The organism is Pseudomonas peli, from assembly GCF_900099645.1.
GTDB classification, from domain to species: domain Bacteria; phylum Pseudomonadota; class Gammaproteobacteria; order Pseudomonadales; family Pseudomonadaceae; genus Aquipseudomonas; species Aquipseudomonas peli.
The window spans coordinates 921,638-938,832 of sequence record NZ_FMTL01000001.1; the positions used below are offsets into that span (position 1 = coordinate 921,638).

A 17,195-nucleotide genomic window follows, 5' to 3' on the forward strand; every position below is an offset into this window, starting at 1 on the left:
GCGGATTTCCGAACGTGCAGCGGCGGGAGACTTAGCCACGGGCCACCTCCAGGCAGATATCGACAACGGTGCAGGTTGCATCGGGCTTGGCCAGACGACGAGCCGTCTGCGCCATTTGAGTGAGTTGTTCGGGGTGCATCAAAACCTCGGTCAGCTGCGCGGCCAGCTTGGCGGCGTCAGTGGAACGTTGTGGCAGAAGTACGGCAGCGCCGGCACTGGCCAGATAATCGGCATTACGGGTCTGGTGATCATCGATCGCGTGCGGCAGCGGCAGCAGGAAGGCTGGCAGACCCGCGGCGGCCAGCTCGCTGACGGTCAGCGCGCCGGATCGGCACACCACCAGATCGGCCCAGGCATAGGCCCGCGCCATGTCCTTGATAAACGGCGCGACCTGCGCTTCGACGTCAACCGCGCGATAGCGTTCAGCAGTAATTGCATCATGTTGCTTGCCGGCCTGATGGAACACTTCAGGGCGCAGCTCAGCGGCTACCAGCGCCAGGGCTTCGGGCAGTAATTTATTCAACGGTTCGGCGCCCAGGCTGCCGCCAAGCACCAGCAAACGCGGCTGGCGGTTGCGCAGCGAATCACGCGGGGTTTCCAGAAACAGCTCTTCACGCACCGGATTACCGGTAGTGCGGCGCTTGTCGCTGTTACCAAAGGTATTCGGGAAGGCTTCGCAGACGCGGCTGGCGAACGGCACCAGGCTGCGGTTAGCGGTACCGGCGACAGCATTCTGCTCGTGGATGATCAGCGGCGCGCCGCTCATGCGCGCGGCCAGGCCGCCAGGACCGGTGACATAACCGCCCATGCCCAGCACACAGACCGGCTGCAGTTCACGCATCACCTTGCGTGCCTGGAACAGCGCCTTGATCAGCTGGAACGGTGCTTTCAGCAGCGACAGCTTGCCCTTGCCACGCAAGCCAGTGACGTCGATCAGGTGCAGCGGCAGACCGGCCGCCGGCACCAATTCATTCTCGATACCACGCGGCGTACCCAACCAATGCACGCTGTAACCACGCGCCTTGAACTCGCGGGCGCAGGCCAGCGCTGGGAATACGTGCCCGCCAGTGCCGCCGGCCATGATCAGCACATTACCGCGCATGCTGAACCTCCTCGGCGGACTGGCCTTCGAAGAAATCTGACTCTTTAAAGTCAACGTCTTCATTGCCCAACTGGGTACGACGCTCCCACTCGATACGCAGCAGCAGCGCCAGGCTGACGCAGCAGATCACCAGCGAGCTGCCGCCGTAGCTGAGGAATGGCAGAGTCAGGCCCTTGGTCGGCAGCAGGCCAACGTTCACGCCGATATTGATCAGCACCTGACCGATCCACAGGAACGCCAAACCGTAGGCCACATAGGCCGAGAAAAACTGCTTGGCCTTCTCCGCCCATAGGCCGATATACAGGGCGCGCACGCTGACGAAAACGAACAGGGCGACGGTGATCAGTGCGCCAACCATGCCCAGCTCTTCGGCCAGTACGGCAAACACGAAGTCGGTATGTGCTTCCGGCAGGTAGAACTGTTTCTGCACGCTGTTGCCCAGACCGACGCCGAACCATTCACCACGGCCGAAGGCGATCAGCGCCTGGCTCAGCTGGTAACCGGCACCGTACTGATCAGCCCAGGGGTCGACGAAGTTGGTCAGACGCTCCAGGCGATAGGCCTGGCTGGTCATCACCAGCACGCCAAGGCCAAGAACGCAGGCCGCCAGCGGAATAAAGCGCAGCAGGTTGACCCCACCGAGGAACAGCATGGCGATGGCCGCGCCAACCAGTACCACGGTGGCGCCGAAGTCTGGCTCGGCCAGTAGCAGTGCGGCAATCGGGCCCAGCACCAGCATCGGCTTGATAAAGCCGGTGAGCTTCTCGCGCACTTCTTCCTGGCGACGCACCAGGTAGGCGGCGATAAACATCACGCTAAACAGCTTGGCCAACTCGGACGGCTGCAGGTTGAACACGCCCAGGCCGATCCAGCGCTTAGCACCGTTGACCTCACGACCAATGCCCGGCAGCAGTACCAGAATCAGCAACACCACCGCCGCCAGCAGCAGCATGCCGCTGTAACGCTGCCACAGCGCCATCGGCACCAGCAGGGTCACCAGCGCAGCGCCCAGGCCAATGGCCAGATAAATCAGGTGGCGAATCATGTGATAGAGCGGGTTGCCCGATTGCACTGCCGCCACTTCCGAAGAGGCCGAGGCGATCATCACCAAACCCAAGCCGAGCAGCGCCAGGCAACCGGCCAGCAGCGGGAAGTCGATATCGATACCGCGACGGGTATGCAGCGGCGAAGGCGCGGCGAGCAGGCGGGCCAGCATCATTGCAAAGCCTCCACTGCCTGGGCGAACAGACGCCCGCGCTCTTCAAAATTCTTGAACATGTCCAGGCTGGCGCAGGCCGGCGACAGCAGTACGGCATCGCCCTGTTCAGCCAGTTCGGCGGAGCGCTGTACGGCCTCTTCCAGGGTCTTGACCCGGATCAGCGGTGCGGCGTCGCCCAGCGCCTCAGCCAGCAGCTCGGCATCGCGACCGAGTAGCACCACGGCGCGGCAGAACTTACCGACCGGAGCTTTCAGGGCTGAGAAATCCGCGCCCTTGCCATCGCCACCGGCGATCAGCACCAGCTTACCGCTGATATCCGCGCCCAGGCCTTCGATGGCCGCCAGCGCGGCACCGACGTTGGTAGCCTTGGAATCATCGTAGTAGCTCACGGCATTACCCTCGCCAACCCACTGGCAGCGATGCGGCAGGCCAGCGAACTGCTTGAGGGTTGCCAACATCGGCTCGAACGGCAGGCCCACGGCATGGCCAAGGGCCAAGGCCGCCAGGGCGTTGGATTGGTTATGCGCACCACGGATTTTCAGCTCACGCACCGGCAGCAAGCTGTCGAACTGGTAAGCCAGGGACTTCTCGCCGTTTTCTTCCAGCAGGCCGAAACGCTTGAAGTCCGGCTTGCCCAAGCCGAAGTACCAGCATGGCAGTTGATCGGCCACCAGCGGACGCGACAAGGCGTCATCGCGGTTCACCACCACCTGACGCGCGCCACGGAAGATTCGGTGCTTGGCCAGGTGATAAGCCGGCAGATCGGCGTAGCGATCCATATGGTCTTCGCTGATGTTCAGGCAGGTTGCCACTTCAGCGTTGAGCTGGTCGGTGGTTTCCAGCTGGAAGCTCGACAGCTCCATGACATACAGCTCGATCTCATCATTCAGCAGGTCCAGCGCCGGCGTACCCAGATTACCGCCGACGGCGACCTTCTTGCCGGCCGCTGCGGCCATTTCGCCAACCAGTGTGGTCACGGTGCTTTTCGCGTTGGACCCGGTAATCGCCACGATCGGGGCCTTGGCATAACGAGCGAACAGGTCGATATCACCCGACAGCTTGACCCCGCGCGCAGCAGCCGCCTGCAGCGCCGGGGTGGCGATGGCCAGGCCCGGACTGACCAGCAGCTCGCTGGCGCGGCAGAGGAATTCCACATCCAGTTCGCCACAACGCACTTCCACCTGCGGGAACTGCTCACGCAAGGTGGCGAGCTCCGGCGGATTGGCACGGGTGTCGACCACAGCAAACGGCAGACCCTGGCGTGCGAGGAAACGCACCAGGGACATGCCGCTCTTGCCGAGGCCGACAACGATGCGGAAGTGGTCAGAAGCGATCAGGGTCATGCTGTTATAAGTCCTCAATCCTCAACGCAGTTTCAGGGTGGCAAGGCCGATCAGCACCAGAATCACGGTGATGATCCAGAAGCGCACAATCACGCGCGGCTCAGGCCAGCCTTTCAGTTCAAAGTGGTGATGGATCGGCGCCATGCGGAACACGCGCTTGCCGGTCAGCTTGAAGCTGGCGACCTGGATGATCACCGACAGGGTTTCCACTACGAAGATGCCGCCCATGATGAACAGCACCACTTCCTGACGAACAATCACCGCGATGGTGCCCAGGGCCGCGCCCAGCGCCAGCGCACCGACATCGCCCATAAACACTTGCGCCGGGTAGGTGTTGAACCAGAGGAAACCGAGGCCAGCACCCACCAAGGCGGCGCAGAAGACAATCAGCTCCCCCGCACCCGGCACGTAGGGGATAAACAGATACTCAGCGAACTTCACGTTGCCCGACAGGTAGCAGAAGATTCCCAGGGCGCCGCCGACCATTACGGTCGGCAGAATGGCCAGGCCATCGAGGCCGTCAGTCAGGTTGACCGCATTGCTCGAGCCGACGATCACGAAGTAGGTCAGCACCACGAAGCCCAGGCCCAGCTCCAGGCTGAAGTCCTTGAGCATCGGCAGAATCAGGGTGGTTTCCACCGGGCTCTGCGCGGTCATATAAAGGAAGAACGCAGCACCGAGGCCGAACACCGACTGCCAGAAGTATTTCCAGCGGCTCGGCAGCCCTTTGGAGTTCCTCTCGATCACCTTGCGGTAGTCATCCACCCAGCCGATGGCGCCGAACAGCAGGGTTACGGCCAGCACCACCCAGACGTAGCGGTTGGACAGGTCAGCCCAGAGCAGGGTGCTGACGGCGATGGCCGAGAGAATCAGCGCGCCACCCATGGTTGGAGTGCCTTTCTTCGACAGGTGCGACTGCGGGCCGTCGTTACGTACCGACTGGCCGATCTGACGAATCTGCAGGGTGCGGATCATCCACGGGCCCAGCCACAACGACAGGGCCAGGGCGGTAAGCACGCCGAGGATGCCGCGCAGTGTCAGGTACTGAAACACTGCGAAACCCTTGTGGAACTGTTGCAGGTACTCCGCCAGCAGCAGCAGCATTAGTGAATCTCCCCGGATGTGCCACACAGCGCCGCGACGACGTTTTCCATCGCGGCGCTGCGTGAACCTTTAATTAGAAGGGTGGTGTCGCCCTGCTCGCCTTGCAGCGCAGCAATCAGGCTGGCCTGGTCGGCAAAATGCCGACCCTGTGTGCCGAATTCTTCAATGGCATACGCCATCAGCGGGCCAACGGCATACACAGCATCAACCTTACCGAGCGCATAGCTGCCGACCTGGCGATGGCCCTGCTCGGCCCACGCGCCCAGCTCGCCGATATCGCCCAGCACCAGCACACGGCGGCCAGGAAAACCGGCCAGGATATCGATGGCTGCGCAGACGGATGTCGGATTGGCGTTGTAGCTGTCGTCGATCACCCGCAGGCCGTTCGGCGCAATCTGCGCAACGGCGCGGCCTTTGACCGGTTGCAGACTTTCCAGCCCGGCCTTGATCGCCGCAGGGACCAGGCCCAGCGCCTGGGCAGCCGCAGCAGCAGCCAGGGCATTAGCGACGTTGTGTTCGCCGAGCAAGTTGAGCTGAATACGTGCCTGGCCGCAGGCGCAATGCAGGGTAAAGGCTGAGCAGCCACGGGCGTCGCGGGCCAGTTCGCTGGCATAAACGTCAGCCGCCGGATTAACCAGGGCGAAACTGCTGACGCGGCGACCTTTGGCGCGCTGCTGCCAGATGGCAAAGGCCCGATCATCAAGGTTGAGCACGGCCACACCGCTTTCGCTCAGGCCTTCGAGTATCTCGCCCTTGGCTTCAACAATTTTCTCAGGGCCGCCGAATTCGCCGACATGCGCAGTCCCGGCATTATTCAGCACGGCCACTTGCGGCAGGGTCAGGCCAACGGTGTAGGCAATCTCGCCGACATGGTTGGCGCCCAGCTCGATCACCCCTGCAACATGCTCAGGTGCCAGCTCCAGCAGGGTCAGCGGTGCGCCAAGGTCGTTATTCAGGTTGCCACGGGTGGCAAGCACCGGACCTTGAAGGCCCTCGCGCAGGATGCTGGCGAGCATTTCCTTGACGGTGGTCTTGCCGCTGGAGCCGGTAATCGCCACCACAGGCGCGTTGAACGCCTGACGATTGAGCGCACCCAACTGACCCAGGGCCAGACGGGTATCGGCGACCAGCAGTTGCGGTAGCGGCGCATCCGCCACTTCACGCTCGACCAGTGCCGCCACAGCACCTTTGCTGGCGACTTCAGCCAGGTAGTCATGACCATCAAAGCGCGGACCGGCCAGGGCGACGAATAGCTGGCCCGGCTGAATCGCCCGGCTGTCGCTGCTAACTGCGCTGAATGCCACATCGGGGCCGATCACCCGCGCGCTCAATGGACCAGCCACGTCGCTCAACCGCAGCGCCTTAAGCATGCGCCACCTCCCATGCGGCCAAAGCGTTGGCCGCTTCGACCAGGTCGGAGAATGGCTGACGCACGCCGTTGATTTCCTGATAGTCCTCATGCCCCTTACCGGCCAGCACCAGTACATCATCGGCAGACGCGCTGGCGATTAGCTGAGCAATCGCCTGACCACGGCCATGGACGAACTGCACGGCCTCAGGTGTGACGAAACCTGCTCGAATGTCACTGAAAATCTTTGCCGGCGCTTCGGTGCGGGGATTGTCATCGGTGACCAGCACTGCATCGGCTAGACGCTCAACCACCGCGGCCATCAGCGGGCGCTTACCGTTGTCACGGTCGCCACCACAGCCGAACAGGCAAAGCAGGCGGCCTTTAACATGCGGACGCAGGGCTTCGAGAACTTTTTCCAAAGCATCCGGAGTGTGTGCGTAGTCCACCACCACCAGCGGCTGCTTGCCGCCCCCCAAACGCTGCATACGACCGATAGGGCCTTTCAGCTGCGGCAGCACCTGGAGAATTTCGTCCAGTGGGTAATCCAGCCCCAGCAGCGTGCCGACCACTGCCAGCAGGTTGCTCAGATTGAAGCGCCCGAGCAGCGAGCTGCGCAGGCTACCTTCGCCGCGCGGGGTGACCAGCGTGGCGCGCACGCCCTGCTCGTCAAACTGCGCATCGCGGCAATACAGGTAGGCTTCTGCATCGCTCAGGCTGTAGCTGATCAGGCGCGACTCGTGCTCGGCAGCTGCCAGCTCACGGCCAAAGGCATCGTCCAGATTGAGCACCCGGCAACGCAGGCCCGACCAGGTAAACAACGCGGCTTTCGCCTCGGCGTAGGCTTGCATCGAGCCGTGATAGTCCAGGTGATCACGGGACAGGTTGGTCAGCACCGCCACATCAAATGCCAGCGCGGCAACGCGGCCCTGGTGCAGGCCGTGGGACGACACTTCCATCGCCACCGCGCGCGCGCCGGCGTTTTTCATGTCCGCCAATGTCGCCTGCACGCCGATCGGATCCGGCGTGGTATGACGGCCCTGTTCAAGCGCGCCATAAAAGCCATTGCCGAGCGTGCCGACGATGCCGCAGCGCTCGCCCAGCAGGTCCAGAGCTTGTGCCAACAACTGGCTGACGCTGGTCTTGCCGTTGGTGCCCGTAATACCGATCAAATGCAGGCCACGGCTTGGCTCGCCATAGAAGCGCCCAGCAATCGCCGACAGCTGATTGGCCAGGCCCTTGAGCGCGACCAATTCAGCGCTGTGCGCGGTCATCACCGCGGCACCTTCGGCTTCATAAGCCACGGCGGCGGCGCCACGGGCAACCGCATCAGCGATATGCACGCGCCCATCCTGCTGGGTGCCGGGCACGGCCAGAAACAGGTCACCCGGACGCACCTTGCGGCTGTCCAGGGTCAATTCACGAATCAGTGTCGAGCTGGCGGCTTGCGGCAGTAACTGATTAAGGGGCATGGGCATCAGATACGCCCTCCTTTAACGGGTGCGGCAGCGGCGGTTTCGACCTTCACGGCTTCAGGTGCTGGCAGATTATCCGGGGCGACATTCATCAAGCGCAGTGCGCCAGCCATGACCTTGCCGAACACTGGAGCAGAAACCAGGCCACCGTAGTAGCCCCCTTCGCTCGGCTCGTCGATCATGATCACGGCGGCGATACGCGGGTTATCGATTGGCGCAACGCCGGCGAAGAATGAGCGATACGCCTTATCGACATAGCCCTTGCTGCCGGTTGCGGCTTTACGTGCGGTGCCACTTTTGCCGCCGACGTGGTAGCCCGGCACCTTGGCCCGCGCGCCGCCGCCGCCCGGTTCTTCAACCACGGACTGGAGCATGCCGAGCACGGTCTTGGCGATCTGCTCGTCAATGACTTGGGTAGTAACCGGCTGGCGATCCAGGCGCACCATCGACAGGTTTACGTTCTTGCCGTCGTTGCCCAGCACCGAGTAGGCGTGCGCCAGTTGCACGGCGGTCACCGAGAGGCCATAGCCGTAAGCCAGAGTAGCGGTCTCGGCCTGTTTCCAGACGCGGTAGTTGGGCAGGTTGCCAACGCGCTCGCCGGGGAAGCTCAGACCCGTGTCCTGGCCCAGGCCGACTTGCTGCATCACGGCGTAAATCGGCTCGGCGCCGATATCGAAGGCCACCTTGCTGATGCCGACGTTGCTCGACTTCATCAGAATCTGGGTGAGGTTAAGCACGCCGCCGCGCGACACGTCACGAATGGTGTAACGACCGATACGCAGGCTGCCGGGGGCGGTGTCTACGGTCATTTCCGGGGTCCAGCGACCCGAGCCGAGGGCGGCAGCGATGGAGAACGGCTTAACGGTCGAACCCGGCTCAAACACGTCGATCATCGCGCGGTTGCGCATAGCAGCCGGCTGCAGGTTACGGCGATTGTTCGGGTTGTAGGTCGGCTGATTGACCATGGCCAGCACTTCACCGGTCTGCACATCGAGCAGCACCAGGCTGCCGGCTTTGGCACCGAACTCGGTCACGGCGTTGCGCAGCTCGCGGTGTGCGAGGTATTGCAGGCGCAGGTCAATCGACAATGCCAAGGTCTTACCGGCCTTGGCATTCTGAGCTACCTGGACGTCTTTGATCAGCCGCCCGCGGCGATCCTTGAGCACCTGGCGCTTACCGGGCACGCCAGCCAGCCAATCCTCGAAGGCCAGTTCCATGCCTTCACGGCCACGGTCATCAATGTCGGTAAAGCCCACCACATGGGCAGCCACCTCACCTGCTGGGTAGAAGCGGCGGAACTCTTCAATGCCATACACGCCCGGCACTTTCAGATCGAGAATTCGCTGACCCTGCTCAGGCGTCAGCCCGCGCACCAGGTACATGAACTCGCGCTCGTGTGCAGCCGCCAGGCGTGCGGAAAATGTCTTGGGGTCCTGTCCCAAAGCAGCCGCCAAGGCATCCCACTTGGCCTTACCGCTCTGCAGTTCCTTGCCATTGGCCCACAGGGTGGTCACCGGGGTACTGACAGCCAAGGGCTCGCCATTACGGTCGGTAATCAAACCGCGATGCGCCGGAATCGGGATATGCCGCACGCTGCGCGCGTCACCATGGGCCTGCAGAAAGCTCTGATCGAATACTTGCAGGTCGACAATACGCCAGGCAATCGCGCCCACCATCAGTGCCAGCAGCAGCAGCACCAGACGGAAACGCCAAGGGTAGAGTGCACCTTCAAGGCCCATCATGGCGCCACCATCCGCACTTCGGCGGCATCAGGGATACGCATGCTTAGGCGCTCAGTGGCCAGGGCTTCGATACGGTTGTGCGCGGTCCAGGTGCTTTGCTCGAGGATCAAGCGCCCCCATTCAGCCTGCGCTTTGTCGCGCACACTGAGCTCGGCATACAGTTCATTAAGCAGCTGACGGTTCCAGTGCGCGCTGTAGGAAACGCCCACCGCAGATACCAGCACAGCCACAAACAACAGCAGCATCAGCAGACTGCCGCCGGGCAATGGCTTGGCGAATAGCGCGCTCATCGCACTTTCTCTGCAATGCGCATCACCGCACTGCGCGAACGCGGGTTGGCTGCGAGCTCGGCTTCGGAGGCAAATACCGGTTTACCAATCAGCTTCAAGCGTGGTTCGAAGGCTTTCGGGATGATCGGCAGATCGCGCGGCAGCTTGTCCATCTCACCCTTGGCATGCTTGCGCATAAAGAGTTTGACGATGCGGTCTTCCAGCGAGTGGAAGCTGATCACCACCAGGCGGCCGCCCACTTCGAGGTTCTCCAGAGCGGCTTCAAGGCCGCTTTCCAGATCGCCCAATTCATTGTTGATGTAGATGCGCAGGCCCTGGAAGGCGCGAGTTGCCGGATTCTTGCCCTTTTCCCAGGCCGGATTGGCGACGGTCAGCACCTGAGCCAGGTCGGCGGTGCGGGTAAACGGCTGCTCAGCGCGGCGCAACACCACGGCACGGGCCATACGCTTGGCGAAGCGCTCTTCGCCGTACTCTTTGAAGACCCGCGCGATTTCTTCTTCGGCGGCGCTGGCAATAAAGTCGGCGGCGCTAACGCCCGCATCCGGGTTCATGCGCATATCCAGCGGGCCGTCATTCATAAAGCTGAAGCCGCGCTCGGCGTCATCCAGCTGCGGCGACGACACACCGAGATCAAGCAGAATGCCGCTGACTTTGCCTGCCAGAGCGCGCTGTACCAATTCGTCACCCAGCTCGGCAAAGCTGCGCTGCACAACGACAAAGCGGCCGTCTTCGGCCGCCAGCGCATTCCCTGTCGCGATTGCCAGGGGATCCTTGTCAAACCCCAGCAAGCGACCGTCTGGCCCGAGCTTTTCCAAAATCAGCCGGCTATGCCCGCCACGCCCGAAGGTGCCATCCAGGTAGCAACCGTTCGCGCGCACAGCCAGCCCTTCGACAGCCTCGTCGAGTAGCACGGTGATGTGGCGGAAATTGCTGGTCATGGTCACAGGATCAGGTCACGTAGGTCGTCAGACAAAGCACCCGGTTGCTTGATCGCGGCCAGATCGGCATCGGCCACAGCATTCCAGGCATCTTCATCCCACAGTTGGAATTTATTGAGTTGGCCGACCAGCATCGCGCGCTTGTCCAGCTTGGCGTACTCGCGCAGACGTGGCGGAACCAGGAAACGACCACTGGCATCCAGCTCAAGGTCAACAGCGTTACCGATCAGCAAACGCTGCAGGCGGCGGTTTTCTTCACGGAAGGAGGCGAGCTCGCGGAGCTTGGCTTCAATCAGCTCCCACTCGGACAGTGGATAGACACACAGGCAGGGGTCTATGGCATCGATCGTGACGATAAGCTGGCCGGCGCAACGCGACACAAGCTCGTCCCGATACCGACTTGGCATCGCGAGTCGCCCTTTGGCGTCGAGACTGATGGCGTTTGCTCCGCGAAACACGATCGCGTTTCCCCTTTTTATTAGCTATCCGTGCCTAAGAAACCCACTTTGTGCCACTTCTTACCACTCGCGCACACTATAGGAACGCACGCCCCCACCGTCAAGGCACGCTTGGCGGGAAAAATCCTTATAGAACGGCGATTTAGCGAACTTTGAGAGGGGCAAAACGGAGAAATAACGCGAAGAAATGAATATAAAAATGAGCATATGCAGCGCGTTGAACTACGAAGTTAAAGTAGTTTATTAAGAGTAAGATTTTTTCGGTCTTAGAAAGGGGGCGAAACAGTGAGGCGAATGAATGAGTGAGGTGGAGAGTCGATCTGTAAGCCGGGTTCTGTCGAGGACAGTCATTCCTCTACGACGTACATCACTGCACGCCTTTAGCAACCTACCCGGTTCCAGCGCGGGCCACGCCAATGGAACCCTATTTGGTCTTGCTCCGAGTGGGGTTTGCCTAGCCACGAACTGTTACCAGTCGCGCGGTGCGCTCTTACCGCACCTTTTCACCCTTACCGGCACCGAAGCGCTTAGGCGGTTATTTTCTGTGGCACTTTCCGTAGGCTCACGCCTCCCAGGCGTTACCTGGCACTCCGCCCTATGGAGCCCGGACTTTCCTCCCCCGCATTACGCAGAACGCAACACGGCAGCGACTGTCCGATCGACTCTCCGTAGGCAAGGTTAACGGCCCGCGCCCTATAGAACAAGGTTTAAACGTCTTTCTGCTGTTCCAGCGCCACCTGATAGAGCAGGTTCTTGCGCACTCCGGTAATCTCTGCCGCCAGCGCTGCCGCGCGTTTCAGCGGCATTTCCGCCAACAGCAGATTCAACACACGCATGGCTTCGGCACTGACAGCCTCGTCGCCTTCCGGTGCCTGCCAACCCGCGACCAGCACCACACATTCGCCGCGCTGTTGATTACTGTCGGCAGCCACCCAAGCGGCCAGCTCAGCCAACGGCATGCCCTTGAGCGTCTCGAAAGTCTTGGTCAACTCACGCGCCAGCAACGCCAGGCGCTCATCGCCAAACACCGACTGCATATCCTGCAGGCATTCGAGAATGCGATGCGGCGCCTCATAGAAGATCAGCGTGCGCGGCTCTTCCTTTACCTGCTCCAAGCGCGCGCGTCGCCCTGCCGCCTTGGCGGGCAGAAAACCTTCGAAAATAAAACGATCCGACGGCAAGCCCGCAGCCGACAGCGCGGCAATCAGCGCGCAGGCACCTGGCACTGGAACCACGGCAATGCCAGCAGCGCGCGCCTGGCGCACTAGGTGATACCCAGGATCGGAAATCAGCGGCGTACCGGCATCGGAGATCAGCGCCACATCGTCACCCGCCAACAGCCGCGCGAGAAAACGTCCGCCCTGATCGCGCTCGTTATGCTCATGGCAGGCCACCAGGGGCGTACCGATGCCAAAATGCTGCATCAGGCGTGCGGAATGACGGGTGTCTTCGGCAGCAATCAGAGCCACGCTGCGCAGGATAGTGAGCGCGCGCGTGCTGATGTCATCCAGGTTGCCAATGGGTGTAGCAACCACATAAAGACTGCCTAAAGGCGAATTCGCAGCAGCGGAAGTGGTCACAGCACAGGCCTCATAAATCAGCAAAGCGCGCATTGTAGCCCGTTTCCAACCTTCGACATCGCGTCACCCGGCGGGCTTGGGTACAATTCGACGCTCAATTTGATCAAGTATCAGGAACGCTTACATGATCGCCTGCCTGCGCCCCATCTCTATTCTCTGCCTTGCCGGCCTGCTCGCCGCCTGCGCCAGCCAGCCCTCATCGAACCTGGGCGAGCTGCCGCGCACGCCGCAAGCCAACATTGAACAGCTGCTGCAACAAGCAGCCGAAAGCCCCACCGAGCAAGCCGCGGCACTGCGTTTGTCGGCGGCAGACCTGTCCTATAAGCAGAAGGATTTAGCCCGCGCCAGCAGCATTCTGGAGCAAGTGCAACTGGAAAGCCTGAAGCCCGCCCAGCAGATCTACGCCAGCACCCTGCGCGCAGAACTGGACATGAGCCGCAACAAACCCAAGGCTGCCCTGCGCGCCCTCAGCCACCCGAGCATGGAACGACTCGGCGAGCTACCGGTTGAACAACAGGTACGTAGCCAGCTGGTACGCGCGAACGCCCTGCAGGCCACCGGGCAAACCCTGGCAGCAGCGCGCGAGCGCGCCTATATCGCGCCACTGCTCAGTGGTGCCAGTGCCACAGACAACCAGGAAACCATCTGGGCACTGGTTTCCAGCCTGCCACAAGGCGAACTGCAAGCCAGCGGCGATGCTGACCTCGACGGCTGGCTGGAGCTGGCCCGTGCATCCAAGAGCGCTGGCACCCTGGAGCAGCAGCAAAGCGCTATTGATGCCTGGGTTGCAGCCAATCCGCAGCACCCTGCCGCGCAGCAACTGCCGCAGGCGCTGGTCGAGCTGAAAAAGCTGGCCAGCCAACCGCTGACCGAGATCGCCTTGCTGCTGCCACAAGATGGTCAACTGGCCAGCGTGGCTCGCGCTCTGCGCGACGGCTTCCTGGCAGCCCACTATCAAGCGCAGCAAGCCGGGCAGAACCCACCGAACATTCAAATTTTTGACAGCTCGCGCATCGGCTCCATGGACGCTTTCTACACCCAGGCCCAAGCCAGTGGCGTGCAGCTAGTGATCGGTCCGCTGGAGAAAAACCTGGTCAGCCAGCTAAGCAGCCGTGAACAGTTGCCCATCACAACTCTCGCGTTGAATTACAGCGAAGGCAGCCAGGAAGGCCCTGCACAACTGTTCCAATTCGGCCTAGCAGCCGAGGACGAAGCCCGCGAAGTCGCCCGCCGCGCCTGGGCAGACGGCATGCGCCGCGCAGTAGCGCTGGTACCCAACGGTGAATGGGGTGACCGCGTACTCGCCGCTTTCCGCCAGAGCTGGCAAGCCCAGGGCGGTACATTGATTGCCGCCGAACACGTTGATCAACCGGTTGAACTAGCCCGACAGATCGCCGACCTGTTCCAACTTCGCGAAAGTGAAGCGCGCAGCAAGCGCCTGCAGAGCACACTGGGCACTTCGGTGGCCGCGGCTCCGTCACGCCGCCGTGATGTCGACTTCATCTTCCTCGCTGCCACGCCGCAGCAGGCTCAGCAGATCAAACCTACGCTGGCCTTCCAGTACGCTGGTGATGTGCCGGTGTATGCCACGTCGCACTTGTTTACCGGCACCTACAACCAGGCGCAGTACATCGACCTCAACGGCATCATGTTCTGCGAAACCCCATGGCTACTCAATGTCAACGATCCGCTGCGCCAACAAGCCAGTACACAGTGGCCTCAAGCTGGTGGCAGCCTCGGTCGCCTGTACGCCATGGGCGCCGACGCCTACCTGCTGGCACCACGCCTCAATCAGCTAAAAGCCCTGCCCGATACCCGCCTCCAAGGCCTGTCCGGCAATCTGAGCCTGAATCCGAGCCAGCGCATCGAGCGGCAATTGCCCTGGGCCGAGTTCCGTGACGGCCAGGTTCAACCGCTTCCCGACAGCATCAATTGAGCGAGCGCACCAGCACGAAACAACGCGGAGACGCTGCCGAGGCACAAGCCCGGCAGTATCTTGAACAACATGGTTTGCGCCTGCTTGCACAGAACTGGCGCTGCCGTGTCGGCGAGCTCGATCTGGTCATGCTCGACGCCGATACAGTAGTATTCGTAGAAGTTCGCTATCGGCGCCATAGCGCCTGGGGCGGCGCGGCCGAGAGCGTGGATGCACGTAAACGTGAGAAACTCATCCGCGCCGCTCAGCACTTTCTGCAACAAGAAGCACGCTGGGCCAAGTACCCATGCCGTTTTGATGTGATAGCCATAACCGCCGACAGCCAAGCCCCCGCGCAACTGGACTGGATTCAAAACGCCTTTGATACCTGAACAGAAGCCACACTGAAGGTTAGACCCCTAATGGACATGCAAGCCCGTATTCGCCACCTGTTCCAAGCCAGCATTGAAACCAAGCAGCAGGCCATGGAAGTGCTCATCCCCTTTATCGAGCAGGGCAGCCAGGCCATGGTTCAGGCACTGCTGAGCGAAGGCAAGATCCTTTCCTGCGGTAACGGCGGCTCAGCCGGCGACGCCCAGCACTTCTCCTCGGAACTGCTCAACCGCTTCGAGCGTGAACGTCCGAGCCTGCCGGCCATCGCACTGACCACTGACAGCTCGACCATCACCTCGATCGCCAACGATTACAGCTACAACGAGGTGTTCTCCAAGCAGATTCGTGCCCTCGGTCAGCCTGGCGACGTGCTCCTGGCAATTTCCACCAGCGGCAACTCCGCCAACGTGATCCAGGCCATCCAAGCTGCTCACGACCGCGAGATGACCGTGGTGGCCCTCACTGGTCGCGATGGCGGCGGCATGGCGTCACTGTTGCTGCCGGAAGACGTGGAAATCCGCGTACCTTCAAAAGTCACCGCACGCATTCAGGAAGTCCACTTGCTGGCCATCCACTGCCTGTGCGACCTGATCGACAGCCAACTGTTTGGGAGTGAAGAATGACCCGCTCACCATTAATCCTCGCCGCGTTGGCGCTGACCCTTGCGCTGGCCGGCTGCGGCAACCGCAGTGTCGGCAACAAGATCGACGACCAGTTCATCCCCTCGGAAGTCAGCTCCAGTGTGGCCCGCGCGCACATCGATCTGACCAGCCCGACCTCACACATCATCGTCACCAGCTACAACGGTGTGGTACTCCTGGCTGGCCAGACACCGCGCAACGAGCTCAAAGGCATGGCTGAACAAGCAGCTCGCCGAGTCAGCAATGTGAAAAAGGTGCACAACGAACTGCAAGTCCTGCAGCCCACTTCACTGCTGGTACGTAGCAATGACTCATTACTGACCAGTCGCATCAAAACCCAAATGCTGGCGGACAGCGCCGTGCCAGGCACACGCATCAAGGTGATCACCGAAAATGGCATCGTCTACATGCTCGGTCTGGTCTCGCAGGCGGAAGCCAGTCACGCCACCAATCTGGTACAGAGCGTCTCTGGGGTGCAGAAAGTCGTAAAGCTGTTCGAGTACACCAACTGATCGTTCTACAGCCGAACTGAATAGCAGCAATAAAAAAGGCGATCCTCGGATCGCCTTTTTATGTTTACTTAACCACTTTAAGACTGGGCCTGCCGCTGGGGCGTGGCGGCTCATCATCCGGAGGGCTTTGCTCATCCGGATCGTCGATCTCGCCACCCTCAAGCATCGATGACTCGGCATCAAACACCATGCCCTGACCATTCTCCCGCGCATAAATCGCCAGTACCGCAGCCGCAGGGATATACAGGCTTTGCGGCACGCCGGAAAAACGCCCCTCAAAGCTAACGGCCTCATTGTCCATGTGCAAATTGCGCACGGCGGTCGGCGAGACATTCAGGACTATCTGACCATCGCTGGCAAAGCCAGTAGGCACTTGCACACCGGCAAATTCGGCATTGACCAGCAAATGCGGGGTGCAGTCGTTGTCCACGATCCACTCATAGAGGGCACGAACCAGATAAGGACGACTCGACTTCATCACTACCTCCTCGGGTTAACGCACATCACGTTCGACAGGCGACAGACTGGCCTGGAACGCTTCACGAGCAAACTGACGATCCATGTAGTCCAGCAAAGGCTTGGCCGGCTTTGGCAACTCTATCCCCAGAATCGGCAAACGCCAAAGAATCGGCAGCAGACAGCAGTCCACCAGACTCAATTCATCACTGAGGAAATACGCCTTATCGGCAAACAACGGCGACACCCCTGTCAGGCTCTCACGCAGCTCCTTGCGCGCCAGGGCACGGGCCGGCTCTTTGCTGCGCGAATCGAGGATCAGGTCCACTTGCGCGCACCAGTCACGCTGAATGCGATGGATCAACAGACGGCTATTGGCACGCGCAACCGGGTACACCGGCAACAACGGTGGATGCGGGTAGCGCTCATCCAGGTATTCCATTACCACAGTCGACTCATACAGCGCCAAATCGCGGTCCACCAAGGTCGGCAGGCTGGCATAAGGGTTAACCTCAAGCAGCTTGGCCGGATAACGACCTTTTTCGACACTGATGATCTCGGCGCTTACACCCTTCTCGGCGAGCACAATACGTACGCGGTGGGAATAGTGGTCGGCGGGGTCGGAGTAACAGGCCAACCGATTGGTCACGCCCATGGCGGTCCTCCTCGCTTATAAAGT

The 17,195-nt window shown here is 61.3% G+C and carries 17 protein-coding genes and 1 other RNA gene; 4 read left to right on the top strand and 14 right to left on the bottom strand.

Annotated features, from left to right (window positions below; all coding sequences use genetic code 11):
- Positions 1-31: 31 nt before the first annotated feature.
- The 12 genes from murG to rsmI form a co-directional block, all read right to left on the bottom strand.
- Positions 32-1,102: an undecaprenyldiphospho-muramoylpentapeptide beta-N-acetylglucosaminyltransferase gene (murG, locus tag BLO50_RS04530; RefSeq protein ID WP_090249110.1), complete on the bottom strand. Its 1,071-nt coding sequence runs from the start codon at positions 1,100-1,102 to the stop codon at positions 32-34.
- On the bottom strand, positions 1,092-2,318 hold the full coding sequence (gene ftsW / locus BLO50_RS04535) for a putative lipid II flippase FtsW (protein WP_090251240.1): 1,227 nt from the start codon (positions 2,316-2,318) through the stop codon (positions 1,092-1,094). The genes murG and ftsW overlap by 11 nt, the downstream gene beginning before the upstream one ends.
- Positions 2,318-3,664: a UDP-N-acetylmuramoyl-L-alanine--D-glutamate ligase gene (gene murD / locus BLO50_RS04540; protein ID WP_090249113.1), complete on the bottom strand. Its 1,347-nt coding sequence runs from the start codon at positions 3,662-3,664 to the stop codon at positions 2,318-2,320. The genes ftsW and murD overlap by 1 nt, the downstream gene beginning before the upstream one ends.
- 21 nt (positions 3,665-3,685) lie before the next feature.
- Positions 3,686-4,768, bottom strand: a complete 1,083-nt coding sequence (mraY, locus tag BLO50_RS04545; RefSeq protein WP_090249115.1) for a phospho-N-acetylmuramoyl-pentapeptide-transferase — start codon at positions 4,766-4,768, stop codon at positions 3,686-3,688.
- Positions 4,768-6,138: a UDP-N-acetylmuramoyl-tripeptide--D-alanyl-D-alanine ligase gene (locus tag BLO50_RS04550; protein ID WP_090249118.1), complete on the bottom strand. Its 1,371-nt coding sequence runs from the start codon at positions 6,136-6,138 to the stop codon at positions 4,768-4,770. Before BLO50_RS04550 ends, mraY begins: the two co-directional genes overlap by 1 nt.
- Complete coding sequence (locus BLO50_RS04555; RefSeq protein WP_090249120.1) at positions 6,131-7,594, bottom strand: UDP-N-acetylmuramoyl-L-alanyl-D-glutamate--2,6-diaminopimelate ligase; 1,464 nt, start codon at positions 7,592-7,594, stop codon at positions 6,131-6,133. The genes BLO50_RS04550 and BLO50_RS04555 overlap by 8 nt, the downstream gene beginning before the upstream one ends.
- Complete coding sequence (locus tag BLO50_RS04560) at positions 7,594-9,333, bottom strand: peptidoglycan D,D-transpeptidase FtsI family protein (protein WP_374725298.1); 1,740 nt, start codon at positions 9,331-9,333, stop codon at positions 7,594-7,596. The genes BLO50_RS04555 and BLO50_RS04560 overlap by 1 nt, the downstream gene beginning before the upstream one ends.
- Positions 9,330-9,623, bottom strand: coding sequence for a cell division protein FtsL (ftsL, locus tag BLO50_RS04565; RefSeq protein WP_090249124.1), 294 nt, complete (start codon positions 9,621-9,623; stop codon positions 9,330-9,332). The genes BLO50_RS04560 and ftsL overlap by 4 nt, the downstream gene beginning before the upstream one ends.
- The gene (gene rsmH / locus BLO50_RS04570; RefSeq protein ID WP_169852817.1) at positions 9,620-10,561 is read right to left on the bottom strand and encodes a 16S rRNA (cytosine(1402)-N(4))-methyltransferase RsmH; all 942 of its coding nucleotides are present in this window, start codon (positions 10,559-10,561) and stop codon (positions 9,620-9,622) included. The genes ftsL and rsmH overlap by 4 nt, the downstream gene beginning before the upstream one ends.
- Before the next feature lie 2 nt (positions 10,562-10,563).
- Positions 10,564-11,019, bottom strand: coding sequence for a division/cell wall cluster transcriptional repressor MraZ (gene mraZ / locus BLO50_RS04575; protein ID WP_090249128.1), 456 nt, complete (start codon positions 11,017-11,019; stop codon positions 10,564-10,566).
- Positions 11,020-11,326: 307 nt separating this feature from the next.
- Positions 11,327-11,685: RNase P RNA component class A (gene rnpB / locus BLO50_RS04580), an RNA gene on the bottom strand.
- 41 nt (positions 11,686-11,726) lie between these two features.
- On the bottom strand, positions 11,727-12,632 hold the full coding sequence (gene rsmI / locus BLO50_RS04585; protein WP_090249130.1) for a 16S rRNA (cytidine(1402)-2'-O)-methyltransferase: 906 nt from the start codon (positions 12,630-12,632) through the stop codon (positions 11,727-11,729).
- A 91-nt stretch (positions 12,633-12,723) separates the two neighbouring features.
- On the opposite strand from rsmI, the gene BLO50_RS04590 reads away from it, so the two are divergent.
- The 4 genes from BLO50_RS04590 to BLO50_RS04605 are packed head-to-tail and all read left to right on the top strand — an operon-like array spanning position 12,724 to position 16,060.
- The gene (locus BLO50_RS04590) at positions 12,724-14,535 is read left to right on the top strand and encodes a penicillin-binding protein activator (protein ID WP_090249132.1); all 1,812 of its coding nucleotides are present in this window, start codon (positions 12,724-12,726) and stop codon (positions 14,533-14,535) included.
- Positions 14,532-14,906, top strand: coding sequence for a YraN family protein (locus BLO50_RS04595; RefSeq protein WP_090249134.1), 375 nt, complete (start codon positions 14,532-14,534; stop codon positions 14,904-14,906). The genes BLO50_RS04590 and BLO50_RS04595 overlap by 4 nt, the downstream gene beginning before the upstream one ends.
- A 30-nt stretch (positions 14,907-14,936) precedes the next feature.
- The gene (locus tag BLO50_RS04600; RefSeq protein ID WP_090249136.1) at positions 14,937-15,530 is read left to right on the top strand and encodes a phosphoheptose isomerase; all 594 of its coding nucleotides are present in this window, start codon (positions 14,937-14,939) and stop codon (positions 15,528-15,530) included.
- Positions 15,527-16,060, top strand: a complete 534-nt coding sequence (locus BLO50_RS04605) for a BON domain-containing protein (RefSeq protein ID WP_090249137.1) — start codon at positions 15,527-15,529, stop codon at positions 16,058-16,060. Before BLO50_RS04600 ends, BLO50_RS04605 begins: the two co-directional genes overlap by 4 nt.
- 64 nt (positions 16,061-16,124) lie before the next feature.
- On the opposite strand, the gene BLO50_RS04610 is transcribed toward BLO50_RS04605, so the two are convergent.
- Positions 16,125-16,538, bottom strand: a complete 414-nt coding sequence (locus BLO50_RS04610) for a ClpXP protease specificity-enhancing factor (RefSeq protein WP_090249139.1) — start codon at positions 16,536-16,538, stop codon at positions 16,125-16,127.
- A gap of 15 nt (positions 16,539-16,553) precedes the next feature.
- Complete coding sequence (locus tag BLO50_RS04615; protein WP_090249142.1) at positions 16,554-17,171, bottom strand: glutathione S-transferase N-terminal domain-containing protein; 618 nt, start codon at positions 17,169-17,171, stop codon at positions 16,554-16,556.
- Positions 17,172-17,195: the final 24 nt, after the last annotated feature.